The following is a 13383-nucleotide window of genomic DNA, read 5'->3' on the forward strand; positions in this document are numbered from 1 at the left end:
TTATGAAACAAAGAACACCTGTTGTTATAAACATCTTAATAATAATCGGACTTTTAATAGTTTTTTATTATTTATTTGTACAGAGCTACGCGTTCCTAGCTTCGCCTTACTTCTGGGGAACTGTTGTGATCGCTGGTATCCTTGCCTATATCCATGGTGCAATTGGAGATCTGATTGAAAACAACAAATTCAAAAAATTATCTCCGGAGGAGAAAGCAGCCTATTTAGCTGAAAAGAAAGTACCTTTCTTAAAAAGAATGTATTTGGCTGCATTCAAAAAGCAATCTGAAACTGAAGAGAAAGATATCCTTATTGACCACGGTTTCGATGGAATCATGGAATTAGATAACCAATTACCAAAATGGTGGGTAGGTTTATTCTATTTTGGGACCGCTTTTTGTATTGTATATATTGCTGCATACTCTTTCACAGACTTCGCTCACCCGTTAAGCGAATATGAAAAAGAGTATAAAGAGCAGTTAGCCAGTATTGAAGAATATCAGAAATCTCAGCCTCCTGTAACCATTGAAACAGCGAAGTATTCAGCTGATAACATTGCAGAAGGTAAAGAATTATTCAAAACAAACTGTGCATCTTGTCACAAAGAAGACGGTAGTGGAGGTATCGGACCAAACCTTACTGATAACTACTGGATCAACCAGCCTGAGAAAACGTTATTTAAAAACGTATTCCATATGGACTGGAATGGTTCTCCTACTAACCCTGCGATGAGAGCATTCGGTAAAAACGGAGAAGTTTCAGGTGCAGAGATTGAAAAGATTGCAGCGTATGTATATCACATCAATCAAGAGCAGCCACCAGTGACTCCGGCTCAGGGAGGAGCAGCTCCTCAAGGAACTGAAGCACATTGGGAAAAAGAATAATTTAAAAAATTAGAAACATATGAAAAAAACATAATTTGTTATTAGATTAAAATAGTAACGAATTATGTTTTTTCTTTTTTAAAACCTATTAACATATGTCAGACATAGAAGAAATAGAAGTACGCGGCGGACAGGGACAGGTTCTGGACCCTGAGACTTACAGAGATTCTATAGGGACAATGGAGCAATCCGGAAAAAGAAGATGGGTCTTTCCAAGAAAACCTAAAGGAAAGTACACCAACTATAGAAACATTGTAAGCTATCTACTATTAATTATTTATTTTACATTACCATTCATCAAAATCAATGGCAACCCATTGTTGATGTTTAATGTAATAGACAGGGAGTTTTTCATCTTTGGACAGCCTTTCTATCCACAGGACTTTTTCATCCTCACTTTAGGTGCTATTGCCTCCTTAATCTTTATTATTGTTTTTACGATTGCGTTCGGAAGAATTTTCTGCGGGTGGATTTGCCCTCAGACAATTTTTATGGAATCGATTTTCCGTAAAATAGAATATCTGATTGAAGGTGACAGAAACAAGCAAATGAAGCTGGACAGACAGGAGTGGAACAGCGAAAAGATCTGGAAAAGAAGTTTAAAATGGACTGTTTATATCATCATTTCATTAATAATCACCCACTTCATGTTCATGTATATTGTAGGATATGAAGAGGTATTCAAGATCATTGGTGAAGGGCCATTTGCACATCCTACCAATTTTATCGTAATGATTCTTCTTACTGCTGCATTTTACTTTGTATTTGCATGGTTCAGAGAGCAGGTTTGTACATTGGTATGCCCATACGGAAGACTTCAGGGAGTATTAATTGATAAAGACACAATCAATGTTTTCTATGACTTCAAAAGAGGAGAAAACAGGTCAAAATGGAGAAAAGGCGAAGATCGTAAGGCTGCCGGCAAAGGAGATTGTATCGACTGCCACCAGTGTGTAGTGGTATGTCCTACCGGAATTGACATCAGAGACGGACAACAGCTGGAATGTATCAACTGTACCGCATGTATTGATGCCTGTGATGAAGTAATGGAGAAAGTAGGTCTTCCAAAAGGATTGATCCGATATGCTTCTGAGAACGAAATTGAAAAAGAAACTCAATTTAAGTTTACAGGAAGAATGAAAGGATTTGCTGTATTCTTATTCCTTCTTGTAGGATTCTTAGGATACCTTCTTTACAGCCGTGGTGAAATGGAAGCAAAATTCATTAAACCGGCAGGAAGTACATTCTTTGTAAAAGAAGGTAAAATTACCAATACCTATAATTATACATTCCTGAATAAGACAAACGAGAAAAAAATCGTTACGATCAAAGTAATTGATCCTGCACATGGTGAAATCACTTACAGTGCATCCAGTAAAATTCAGGTAGACCGGGATAAAATTTCTAAAGGAACTATTAATATCAGCTTCCCGGAAGATGAAATGAAACTCTCTAAACAGAATATTACCATTGGCGTTTACGATATGAAAGGAAAACTGGTCGATTCATATCAGACTTATTTTGAAGGACCATTCAAACTGCAATTTTAATTAGAAAAAAATGAAGAACTTTAGTTGGGGACACGGTGTTGTAATTGCATTATTAGCATTCATAGTTTTTATATTATCCATGATGTTCCTTTTCCCGAACGGGCAGAAGAACTCTGAAATGGTAACGGATAATTATTATGAAGAGGAGTTGAAATATCAGGATGTCATTGATGCTAAGAAAAAAGCAGATGAATTACCGGAAAAACCAGTATACAGCCAGGATCCTAAGGGAATTAAAATTACTTTTCCAAAAGAATATAACAACTCAAATACTACGGTAAAATTTGTTTTAAACAGAACCGACGACCAGAATTTAGATATCAAAAAATCTGTACAGCTTGATGCCAGCCAGTCTTTCATAATCCCTTCACAGGTATTGAAAATGGGTAACTATACACTTAGACTGAGTTGGACAACAGACAAAACAGACTACAGAATGGATTATGATGTGATATGGAAATAGGACTTATTGTATCGGCTATTGCTTTAGGCTTTGCTTCCGGTTTTCACTGTATCGGAATGTGCGGACCTATTGCCTTGTCGATGGGATTAACTAAAAAACAGGCAGCCAATTTCTATCTTCAAAACCTTACCTATCAATTCGGAAGAATTTTCACCTATTCATTTTTAGGGGCACTTCTTGGGATTATCGGACAGGGATTTGAAATGGCGGGCTTCCAGAAATATCTGACTATTACTGCAGGGATTCTTTTGATCATTATGGCTGTATTTTCATTTGGCGGAAAAGATTTTGCATCAAAGATTCCTTTCCTATCCAAATTTCTATATAGTGTAAAAATGAATCTGGGAAAGCTTCTTCAGAAAGCAGATTACCGTTCAAGATTTACCACAGGACTTCTTAATGGTTTTTTACCATGTGGAATGGTTTACATGGCTCTTACGGCAAGTCTTGCAGGCGGAGGAATATGGCAGGGAGCTTTATATATGGCTTTATTTGGTTTGGGAACCCTTCCGTTCATGTTTGCCATTGTTTTGGCTGGAAATCTCATGAATCAGGCTTTTAGAGTGAAAGTTTTGAAAGCGGTTCCGGTAATCATGATTATTTTAGGAGGATTATTTATTCTAAGAGGTCTTGAACTGGGAATTCCTTATGTTTCTCCAAAAGCAGAAGCAATGACAATCTCTAAAGATCCGAACGGAGCTGTTAACTGCCATTAATTCGTATTTAAATACACCATGAAGAAAACCATTGTCTTATTTCTGATAAGCTTTTTTATGCTGCAGTCCTGCAGTGTGAATTCTGAAATTGTCTATCACAAGGACGCCGCCTCTACTTCCGTAACCGATATTGATACGAAAGAGTTTATGACAGAAATGATGGCCATGACTCCAGACTCGCTAAAGCAGAAAGAATTTGGAGAAGTGGACAAGCTTCCAACAACCTGGACAAGTATGTACGATCTTGCCAAAAAGGAAGGAAAATTAAAAACTGAAAATCCGGATTCAATCAGGATCATGAGAAAGATATTCATGAAATCAACGAAAGAAGACAATAAACTGGCAGGGTTTTCTTTTAAAATGGAACATTTTGCTCCAGAAGATTATCAGGCTCTGAAAAATTTTACAAAAAAGGAAAAGATCCCTTTGGATCAGAACATTTACAATAACTGGGACGGAAAAACACTGACGATTGATACCGAAAATTTTAATCTTAAAAGTATTGAAGAGGCTATTCGCTCCAAAAGCTCAAAGGAGGAAACTGAGAAGATGGCCGGAATGATGATTATGTTTTTCAAAAATATCGGTACTACTTTAAAGTTTGAAAATCCCATAAAATCAATGACAGGGAAGCATGACTGGGTAAAGCAGATCGATGATCATTCCATAAGAATAGAATATGATCTGAAAGCCATTTATGATAAGGATACAAAACTCAAAAACGAAGATAAAAAGATTATCATCGTTACAGAATAAAGCAAAACCCACCGATCTCGGTGGGTTTTTATTGTATACTCAATTAATTGATTAGTTTAGTTGATTACTTCAAATCTTGCATATTCTGCAATCTTTTTAGGAAGCCTAATTCCTTCCGCTGTCTGGTTGTTCTCAAGCAATGCCGCCATAATTCTTGGCAGTGCCATTGCAGATCCGTTCAGGGTGTGAACCAACTGAGATTTACCATCACCTTTGTAACGGCATTTTAATCTGTTCGCCTGGAACGTTTCAAAGTTGGAAACAGAGCTTACTTCCAGCCACATTTCCTGCGCTGCACTCCATACTTCAAAATCATAAGTCATAGCAGATGCAAAACCAGTATCACCGCCACAAAGTCTCAATACTCTGAATGGAAGTTCAAGATCTGTAAGGATTTCCTTGATGTGCTCTACCATTTCTTCCAAAACAGCGTAAGAGTTTTCAGGCTTTTCAATTCTTACAATCTCTACTTTTTCAAACTGGTGAAGACGGTTCAAACCTCTTACATGAGCTCCATAGCTTCCCGCTTCTCTTCTGTAGCACTGAGAGAATGCCGTATTCTTGATTGGAAGATCTTTCTCATCAAGCAATACGTCACGGTAAAGGTTCGTTACAGGAACTTCCGCTGTAGGAATAAGGTATAGCTTATCTTCGTTGATATAATACATCTGTCCTTCTTTATCCGGCAGCTGTCCGGTTCCAAATCCAGATGCTTCATTTACAACGTGAGGAGGATTTACTTCTGTATATCCTTTTTCTACGTTTTTATCCAAGAAATACTGAACCAAGGCTCTTTGCAATCTTGCCCCTTTCCCTAAATAAACCGGGAAACCTGCTCCTGCAATTTTAACCCCTAATTCAAAATCAATAAGGTTATATTTTTTGGCCAGTTCCCAGTGAGGAATAGCGCCTTCACCAAGACCTTCTACCGGATGAGACTGGAAAATCATTTCATTATCATCAGCAGAAGCTCCGCTTTTTACCAATTCATTTGGAATGTTCGGAAGCTGGTACAGGATATTCAGTAAGTCATTTTCTTTAACTTCTAACTGGGATTTCAATTCTGAGCTCGACTCTTTGTATTGTGCTGTTTTAGATTTTGCAGATTCCGCTTCTTCTTTTTTCCCTTCTTTCATCAAAAGCCCGATTTCTTTCGAAATTTTGTTGATTTCGGATAGCTGGGAATCTAGTTCAAACTGGATTCTTTTTCTTTCGTCGTCGGCAGCGATAGCCTCGTCTACCAACTCAAGATTTTTGAATTGTCTTTTCTTAAGACCTTCTAAAACGCGTTCTTTATTGTCGCGCAAAAAATTGACTTGTAACATTTTATTTAGATGTTAAATATTAGATGTTTAGCTTATAATAAGCTAACAATTGTACAAATTTAAAAATTATTTTGTGATAGTAACGGTATTTATCGAAGTTGGTGCATCAGCATCTTTTGAAAATACCGGAACCCTGTTATACAAAACTTTTGAAACCTGGAATACGGTTGGTGTATTACGATACTGAATTTCCAAAGTATCAATCACATTGTCAGCTACATTAGTACTTTTTGTGTAGGTAATCTGCATTCTGGAATAGTAAGAATTTCCTGTACCCGGTTGATCCGGGCTGATAGAATCCAGCCTTCTTCTTTTTGCTCCTGCCAGATACTCCATATAGAATAATGAATCCGTTGTCATTCTTAACGAAACACTTACCGGGGAAATATCTTTAGTTCCAAAAATATCATTTACCGAAAATCCTGTATAAGACCCGGCCTTTTTACTGTTCAGAAGATCCTGTCCAGCGCTGTTTTTCATATAAATATTAAGTACCTGATCTATTCTCTGCAAAGAATCATCATCACTTTTACAACTTACAAGTGCAAAAACCGCAACAAGTATGCCCCAAAAATATTTCATCATAAATACAAAGGTAAAATATTAATCTTTAGGCTCCTTCTTTATTTTTCAAAATATTTCTGATACCACAGTTCAAAAGTCACCAGCTGCCAGATTTTCACCCAATCATACTCATGTTCCTGGTGATTCCACCACTCATCTATTACTGCAGCGTTGAAAAAATTTCTCTTTTTTAAACTTTCAAGATTTTCAACAATGAAATCCCTTACTCTTCTTTCATTCTTAATAAAATAATGCACCGGAAAAGAAAATCCTTTCTTAGGCATATTCAAAACGGATTCAGGAAGATATTTTTCAGCTGTTTTACGCAGTAATGGTTTATTCTGACTTCCGTTAAATCTGATATTCTCAGGTAATGACGCTACATAATTGATCAGATTATTACTCAGATAAGGATAGCGAAATTCCACGCTATATTTCATCGCACTCAGATCATCCCTGAATACATGATGGGAAGACAGGGAATATTTCATATCATATTCAAAATATCCGGAATAGCTTTTTGTTTCAGAAGTATGGTAACCGGACAAATCAGTATTAATATTTTTAAAAATAGAAGTATGAAAAAGATTTTTTACTTCCGAAGGCATCATACTGATCTGGCTCTGTCTGAAAAAATCAAACATATCATCCTGAGAAAAGTAGTTTTTTACCCGTTGCGAAAATTTATCTTTGGTAAAAATAAAAGGCTTTACAAAGTTAAAATTCCTCATCAGCAGCCATCTATTCAGCTTCAAGGTATGGGAATAACCGGCAAAAAGTTCATCGGCACCATTTCCGCTTAATACCACTTTAAAATCTTTGTCATGTGCATATTTTGCAGCATTGATCAAGACTTCAAAACTGCTGTAAGGTTCTTCAAAATGCTGGATATTTTCCTTAAGCTGTTCCAGCGCTTCATCATCACTCACTTCTTTTATGTCATGCGAAATGCCAAAATGTTGGGCAGCCAGAGAGGCGTTTTTCACTTCTTCTTCAGAAAACGGATAAGAGATAGTGTATGTATTGATATCTGGATTAAAAGGTTTTGATTTTGAAGCAATTAAAGTAGAATCTATTCCACCGCTCATCATCATTGCTACAGGAACATCAGCGTATAACTGTTCTGAAATGCTTTCCGAAAGCAATTCATCTATTTTTCTTACAGCTTCTTCTTCCGGAATATTTTTAACAGACGGTGAAGGGAGTGTCCAGAATTTTTCTTTGGTAATTTTTTGATCTGATAAATCAACGGTCATCAAAGAGGCAGGTTCCAGGGATAAAATATCCTGAAAACAGGTTTGCGGTGCTAATGTTGTTTGAAAAAGGAAATTGGTGTAAACTCCATTCCAGTTGATTTCAGGCTTTACAAATTCATTTATCAGCAGTGCTTTTATTTCTGAAGCCCAAACCAGTCCCTCTTCACTTTGATAGTAAAAAAGCGGTTTCATTCCTACTCTGTCCCTTGCCAGTATAAGTTTTTTATTGGTAAGGTCAACAATACAGATCGCAAACATCCCATCCAGCTTCACAAAGGTTGAATTTCCCCACTCCTTATAGCCCCTGAGGATAACTTCAGTATCAGAATTGCTTCGGAAAGAATGACCTAAGGACTCGAGTTCTTTTCTTAATTTTTTAAAATTATAAATCTCTCCATTAAAAGTAATAATGACCTGTTCATTCTCTGAAAGCATCGGCTGATGACCTTTTTCAGAAAGGTCAATAATGGATAATCTGCGGAAACCCAGGGCAATATCAGAGCTTCTTTCCTGTAAAACCGGAAACTGTTCTTTAATTTTAGGGGTAGAATCATTTCCTGAGAAAGAAATCCCCTGCTCATAATCATACAGCCAGAACCCTTCATCATCGGGCCCGCGATGTTTGATCGCCTGATTCATTTCCAGAATATTTGTGGAGGAAATACTTTTATGAAATGAATAATAACCGCTGATTCCGCACATACAATGAATTAATAGATTTGTAAAAATAGGAAAATGACTTTATTTTCCGTCCCTGAACTGAGTAAATTATTTTTTCAAAAATTTTTCTTTTAAAAGCTGAATTTCTTCTTTTGATACCATGTAATCTTTCAAACTGAAGGTGGTAGAACTATAAAATTTCCGAAACAGCAGAAAGGCAGAAACCAAATATGATGATGTGGTTGCAAGACAAGCACCCAAAATTCCCCATCTTGGTATGGCAATGAAAGAAAACACTACCGTAACAATAAGTCCTACAATTGATTTTATATTGAGAATTTTCAATTCCCTCATTCCAGAGAAGTAATGTCCTACCATATCACTCACAGCGATGGCAAAAATTCCCGGAGATAAGAGAAGCATAATTTCTTTGGTATTTCTGAATTCTTCTCCGAAAATCATTTCATAGACCTGTGACGGGATCATAATGATTCCCAGTACAAAACCTATCATCAAAATGAAAGTCAGTTTTAAAGCTTCTTTTGTTTTTTCTATAGATTCCTCACTGCTTTTACTATTCACCACATCTGAATATAAAATTACAGCAATACTGCGGGTAATCGTCCAGATCGCTTCGGAAAAAGTGACCCCGATAGAAAAAATCCCTACGCTGGCAATGCCTTCAAAATATTCAAGAAAATAAAATGAAAGTCTATAGTTCAGAAACTGAACAAATGCACTTAGCTGGGTTTTCCAGCCGTATTCAAACATATTCCTGGCAACATCTTTACAGAATGATATTTCGGAAATATTGCATTTTTTGATGATCTGAAAAAAGCTGGTCAGAAAAAGAAGTGCCAGACATCCGATCTGTGCAAGAAAGTATACTGAAACATCTTTCTTTCCGAAGAGATATACCAATATTCCGATAAAGATGATGTGTATCAGCTGTTGTAAAACAGTATAAATATTAAACTTCCTAATATCCTGTGTTCCAATAAACAAACTAATATTGGTGGACAACAGTGAAGAGAAAACAGAGATTCCGATAAGACACAAAAGATATTCACCCTGAATAGATGCCAGGCTAAATAGAAAAGGAATCAAAAGCCCCGTCAGAAGAGACCACAAGTAGGCAAATAATAAAACTTTCTCTATTTTAAATCTTGAAGCAAAATAGGAAGCACTGCTTCCCGAAAAGATACTGCTGAAAAAACTCACTGCTGCAGCATTGGCAACCACAATAGAAATGGTTCCCTTTCCTTCGCTTCCCCACATATTCGTAGAATAGATCACCAGCCCGAAACTCAGGATCAGAATAAGAAAACGTGAGACAAAGGTTTTAATAATAGTAAGCTGCATAGCAATTATTTATCAATAGATTTTTTCACAAAATCAACAAACGAATCTTTTATCGTTCCCCAATTATATTTTCTTTCAAATTCATTCCGTGCATTGAGAGCATGCAGATGATACAGTTCCGGGTTTCTTACATAATTGAGAATAATTTCTGAAATAGCCTCAGCATTCTGCGGATTTACCAAACTGCCAAACGGAAGCGTGCCCATATGTTTTCTGATGCCTTTTAAATTTGAATAGATCACAGGTTTTCCCGCTCCCATAAAGTAAAATAATTTTATTGGCAGTGAGTGGTTGTTTTCAAAATTGATTTCCCGAAGGTCAAAACATAGGTCTGCATCTGTCAACGCTTCTGTAAATTGCTCAAAAGCAGCAGGTTTTCTGATCTCGATATCATCAAAAGAATATTTCTCCAATAATGCTGAAAAATAGAGTTCATCACTTTCCTGTACTGTTGATCCGATAATCAGAATCTTAATATGAAGGGCTGGAACCTTTTGACGGAGAAGATCTACGGCTTTAAAGAAATTTTCAATCCCTTTATCCTTAGAAATCTGGCCTGTATAGCATAAAGTAATGACATCAGATCCAAGATTCCTGATATTTTCACTGATATAAACAGGATCGGGATAATAAGGAAGAATCATCTGCTTTTTAAAACAGAAAAAATATGCTAAAGGAAACTTTTTGGTAGTTTCTCCGAAAATAATATGAGTGCTTAAAGACCCTGCATACCACTGAATAAGAGAAAACTTAACGGCCTGAAATATTTTAGCCGGAAAACGATACCTGTCCAGCATCGACATAGAAGGATACCATTCTGTAACATCATAAATACAGCTTGCATTATGCTTTTTTACAAATTTCTTTGAAGCTACCACAGCAAGAGGTTCGGAACAAATAATAGTCTGGGGCTGAAAATTGTCGCAAACCTTACGGAATGTTTCCATTTTCTTTTCTATACTTTCTTCCAGTATGGCGTAGGATTCTATTTCAATTCCGTCAATAACTCCGTTGTACTCTGCATATAAACTGCATATTTTTACTTCATACCCATTATCTCTAAGAGCCTTTGCCTGATGATAAAAAATACGGTCATCATTATAGCTGTGGGATGTCGTTAAAAAAAGTACTTTAGGCATTAGTCTTAGTCGAATCTATACAAATATACATTAAAACAAAAAAGTGAGAAATAGGTTCTCACTTTATGATTATTCAGTTGTATAAGCTTAATAGTGTTTATTTTATAGAAGCCGCCCAGCTTTTCTCTAAAGGAAGAAGGAAGTGGCTCAAAAAGTCAAGGTAAGTGTTTTTTGAGAAGTCAAAAACCTGGATATCGTCTGAAAGTTCTCCGTTTCTCAATTTTGATTTAAAATCAATCAGCTTTAAAGTTTTCACTTCACCATTTTCTACAAAACTAGCTTTCATTCTGTCGAAAAGCCCCAATTGATATTCTTCATCAATTTCTCTCATTACCTTCCCTAAAGCATCAATGCTGCATCCTGAAGCCATTTCTTTTTCTTCATCTACACACACCACAATAAACTGATTCTTTTCAATTTTAAATGAAGAAGAAAGCGGTTTACCATGTGCGGCCCATGTAGCAAGGAAATCAAATAGTTTTTCGGTAATTGTCTTTGCTTCTTTAGTTTCAAAAGGTCTTGAAGCCGGATATATAATGACTCTGTAGTCGTTGGTTTCTACAATATTAGATTCTTCGATTTTCATAATGTAAGTATTTATTTTTCAAGGACCTCTGCAATCATTTTCAGTTCTGATTCCTGATCAGAATATTTCTGAGATTGTGATTTCAGATCCTTATTATCTTAAAGCAAAATTACGCAATTTTCTCGAGTTTGAGATCATTGTATTTTTTACTCAATACATAGAGCATCATAATAAAAAGCGGAAAAATAAACGGAAAGAAGAACCTCAATGCTGCCGACTGCGGAAAGAAAAAGAATTTGATGTACACGTTCACAAGGAAAAGTACTGAAATCATCCTTACCCAAGCATCTTTTGAACGCCAAAAAATTACTGCAATCATGATGCCTACAGATAAAGTCACCTTTTTGAAGTAAATAATCTTGATATAGATAATACTCAGATAGTCTTTTAAACTTACATCGATGGGATGTGTCGAAATAATAGGTCTTCTGTCAATAAAAGTATCATAAAACAGATCTTTCCATCCGGGATAATGATAAAACTTAATGATGGCGAGATACATGGCAAGAAGTACGATTCCCTGTGCGATAAAAGAAACATCAATCTTCTTTTCTCTGAAATAGTAAAAGAAGAAAACAGCCATAATATAAGTCAGGGTAAATGTAATATAGTCCGGCCGTATAAAGGTGATTGAAAACAGAAGTACAAACATCCCCCATTTGTTCCATTTTTTGAGCAGCCCAATGATAAAGATCAGGATAAACTGAAAAATGAACATATCCGGTGTGGAAACCCTGGACATATACGTCACTGGCGGCAAAAGCATGCAGGCAACTGTTAATACTGTTGCTAACCAGTATTTCCTTGGAAACAGAAGTTTTAGAATATAAAACAATAATAATCCGGAAAAAAAGTAAGAAATAAGACTAGTAAACAGGACCGCCATTGGAGAGCTAAGTCCCAGCTTATAAAAAAGGGTTATTACAAGAATATACCCTACTTTAATTTGAAAATAGGGTAATTGTTCTGTAAAAGATTGTGTATTTTTTACGAAATACTGCCTGGGAATATCCCACTGTTTTATTCCGATGATGTCTGTATAATGATCCGCAGGAGCTTCTTTTTTTATTTCATCATAAGTGATTATCCGAACTTTATCCGGTGAATTCGGGAATTCAGAAGTGTACATACTTCCTAAATACCCCGGCATATCCCAGTCATATACTCTGTTCTGGTAATTCCAGAATGTAAGAGCAGCAAGTATCGAAATTATAAACAAAAAGGAGAGTCTCCATTCTACCTTCATAAACCTGTGTAAGATTACAATTATAAATCTTCTGCTTCAGCAAGAAGTTCAACAATATCTTTTACGGCAACTTCGGTATTTTTGTTAAAGTGTTTTACACCATCTGTCATCATGGTATTACAGAATGGACATCCTGTAGCAATTACTTTTGGCTCAAAAGATAAAGCTTCTTCTGTTCTTTCGATATTGATGTCTTTATTTCCTTTTTCAGGTTCTTTAAACATCTGTGCTCCTCCTGCTCCACAGCAAAGTCCGTTGGTTTTACAACGCTTCATTTCTACAAGCTCTGCATCCAGCTTCTCAAGCAGCATTCTTGGAGCTTCATATTCATCATTGGCACGTCCCAGATAACAAGGATCATGGAAAGTGATTTTTTTCCCTTTGAATGCGCCTCCTTCTATTTTCAGTCTTCCTTCTTCCATCAAGGTTTTAAGGAACTGAGTATGGTGCACTACATCAAAGTGCCCACCTAAGCTTGGATATTCATTTTTCAGGGTATTGAAACAGTGTGGACAAGCCGTTACGATTTTCTTTACTTCGTAAGCATTCAGCACTTCAATATTCGTAAGGGCCATCATCTGGAAAACGAATTCGTTTCCTGCTCTTTTTGCAGGATCGCCGGTACAGCTTTCTTCCTGTCCTAAAACCGCAAATTCAACCCCTATCTTATTTAATATCTTGCAAAATGCTTTTGTAATTTTTTTAGCACGGTCATCAAAGCTTCCCGCACATCCAACCCAAAATAAAACTTCCGGGGCTTTTCCTTCGGCAGCATATTCTGCCATTGTTTTTATATTGAAATCCATTTCTTTTTCAATTTGAAAATGTGAGAATCTGGAAATTTGAAATGATTAGAATTGCATCAATTTCAAATTT

At 36.3% G+C, this 13383-nt stretch carries 13 protein-coding genes; 5 read left to right on the forward strand and 8 right to left on the reverse strand.

Going from position 1 to position 13383, the window contains the following annotated elements; genetic code table 11:
- Nucleotides 1-2: 2 nt before the first annotated feature.
- The 5 genes from DYR29_RS14030 (at nt 3) to DYR29_RS14050 (ending at nt 4369) form a co-directional block, all read left to right on the forward strand.
- Nucleotides 3-884: a cbb3-type cytochrome c oxidase N-terminal domain-containing protein gene (locus DYR29_RS14030; RefSeq protein WP_213277361.1), complete on the forward strand. Its 882-nt coding sequence runs from the start codon at nt 3-5 to the stop codon at nt 882-884.
- 95 nt (nt 885-979) lie between these two features.
- Entirely contained in the window at nt 980-2434 is a 1455-nt protein-coding gene (ccoG, locus tag DYR29_RS14035; RefSeq protein ID WP_213277362.1) for a cytochrome c oxidase accessory protein CcoG, read from the forward strand.
- Nucleotides 2435-2444: 10 nt separating this feature from the next.
- Nucleotides 2445-2897, forward strand: coding sequence for a FixH family protein (locus DYR29_RS14040; RefSeq protein ID WP_142718846.1), 453 nt, complete (start codon nt 2445-2447; stop codon nt 2895-2897).
- On the forward strand, nt 2888-3613 hold the full coding sequence (locus tag DYR29_RS14045) for a sulfite exporter TauE/SafE family protein (protein WP_213277363.1): 726 nt from the start codon (nt 2888-2890) through the stop codon (nt 3611-3613). The genes DYR29_RS14040 and DYR29_RS14045 overlap by 10 nt, the downstream gene beginning before the upstream one ends.
- Nucleotides 3614-3631: 18 nt before the next feature.
- Nucleotides 3632-4369, forward strand: coding sequence for a hypothetical protein (locus DYR29_RS14050; RefSeq protein WP_213277364.1), 738 nt, complete (start codon nt 3632-3634; stop codon nt 4367-4369).
- 56 nt (nt 4370-4425) lie between these two features.
- Here DYR29_RS14050 and serS read toward each other — a convergent pair whose 3' ends face one another.
- The 8 genes from serS to DYR29_RS14090 all read right to left on the reverse strand — a co-directional run bounded on the left by serS (nt 4426) and on the right by DYR29_RS14090 (nt 13313).
- Complete coding sequence (gene serS / locus DYR29_RS14055; RefSeq protein ID WP_213277365.1) at nt 4426-5694, reverse strand: serine--tRNA ligase; 1269 nt, start codon at nt 5692-5694, stop codon at nt 4426-4428.
- A 66-nt stretch (nt 5695-5760) separates the two neighbouring features.
- Complete coding sequence (locus DYR29_RS14060) at nt 5761-6279, reverse strand: hypothetical protein (protein ID WP_213277366.1); 519 nt, start codon at nt 6277-6279, stop codon at nt 5761-5763.
- Between the two features lie 38 nt (nt 6280-6317).
- Nucleotides 6318-8216: an asparagine synthase (glutamine-hydrolyzing) gene (gene asnB / locus DYR29_RS14065; protein ID WP_213277367.1), complete on the reverse strand. Its 1899-nt coding sequence runs from the start codon at nt 8214-8216 to the stop codon at nt 6318-6320.
- Between the two features lie 66 nt (nt 8217-8282).
- The gene (locus DYR29_RS14070) at nt 8283-9536 is read right to left on the reverse strand and encodes a polysaccharide biosynthesis C-terminal domain-containing protein (RefSeq protein ID WP_213277368.1); all 1254 of its coding nucleotides are present in this window, start codon (nt 9534-9536) and stop codon (nt 8283-8285) included.
- 5 nt (nt 9537-9541) lie between these two features.
- Complete coding sequence (locus tag DYR29_RS14075) at nt 9542-10675, reverse strand: glycosyltransferase (RefSeq protein WP_213277369.1); 1134 nt, start codon at nt 10673-10675, stop codon at nt 9542-9544.
- Nucleotides 10676-10772: 97 nt separating this feature from the next.
- Nucleotides 10773-11261, reverse strand: coding sequence for a hypothetical protein (locus DYR29_RS14080; protein WP_213277370.1), 489 nt, complete (start codon nt 11259-11261; stop codon nt 10773-10775).
- Nucleotides 11262-11370: 109 nt separating this feature from the next.
- On the reverse strand, nt 11371-12507 hold the full coding sequence (locus tag DYR29_RS14085) for a hypothetical protein (protein WP_213277371.1): 1137 nt from the start codon (nt 12505-12507) through the stop codon (nt 11371-11373).
- 20 nt (nt 12508-12527) lie between these two features.
- Nucleotides 12528-13313, reverse strand: coding sequence for a (Fe-S)-binding protein (locus DYR29_RS14090; protein WP_047377320.1), 786 nt, complete (start codon nt 13311-13313; stop codon nt 12528-12530).
- Nucleotides 13314-13383 lie beyond the last annotated feature (70 nt).

Origin of the sequence: Chryseobacterium indologenes, from assembly GCF_018362995.1 — a bacterium.
GTDB lineage: Bacteria > Bacteroidota > Bacteroidia > Flavobacteriales > Weeksellaceae > Chryseobacterium > Chryseobacterium indologenes_G.

Coding starts and splice junctions, on each gene's coding strand:
- ccoG (WP_213277362.1), top strand. CDS start 980: ATGTCAGACATAGAAGAAATAGAAGTACGCGGCGGACAGGGACAGGTT.
- DYR29_RS14045 (WP_213277363.1), top strand. CDS start 2,888: ATGGAAATAGGACTTATTGTATCGGCTATTGCTTTAGGCTTTGCTTCC.
- serS (WP_213277365.1), bottom strand. CDS start 5,694: ATGTTACAAGTCAATTTTTTGCGCGACAATAAAGAACGCGTTTTAGAA.
- asnB (WP_213277367.1), bottom strand. CDS start 8,216: ATGTGCGGAATCAGCGGTTATTATTCATTTCATAAAAGTATTTCCTCC.
- DYR29_RS14030 (WP_213277361.1), top strand. CDS start 3: ATGAAACAAAGAACACCTGTTGTTATAAACATCTTAATAATAATCGGA.
- DYR29_RS14050 (WP_213277364.1), top strand. CDS start 3,632: ATGAAGAAAACCATTGTCTTATTTCTGATAAGCTTTTTTATGCTGCAG.
- DYR29_RS14075 (WP_213277369.1), bottom strand. CDS start 10,675: ATGCCTAAAGTACTTTTTTTAACGACATCCCACAGCTATAATGATGAC.
- DYR29_RS14040 (WP_142718846.1), top strand. CDS start 2,445: ATGAAGAACTTTAGTTGGGGACACGGTGTTGTAATTGCATTATTAGCA.
- DYR29_RS14080 (WP_213277370.1), bottom strand. CDS start 11,261: ATGAAAATCGAAGAATCTAATATTGTAGAAACCAACGACTACAGAGTC.
- DYR29_RS14070 (WP_213277368.1), bottom strand. CDS start 9,536: ATGCAGCTTACTATTATTAAAACCTTTGTCTCACGTTTTCTTATTCTG.
- DYR29_RS14090 (WP_047377320.1), bottom strand. CDS start 13,313: ATGGATTTCAATATAAAAACAATGGCAGAATATGCTGCCGAAGGAAAA.
- DYR29_RS14085 (WP_213277371.1), bottom strand. CDS start 12,507: ATGAAGGTAGAATGGAGACTCTCCTTTTTGTTTATAATTTCGATACTT.
- DYR29_RS14060 (WP_213277366.1), bottom strand. CDS start 6,279: ATGATGAAATATTTTTGGGGCATACTTGTTGCGGTTTTTGCACTTGTA.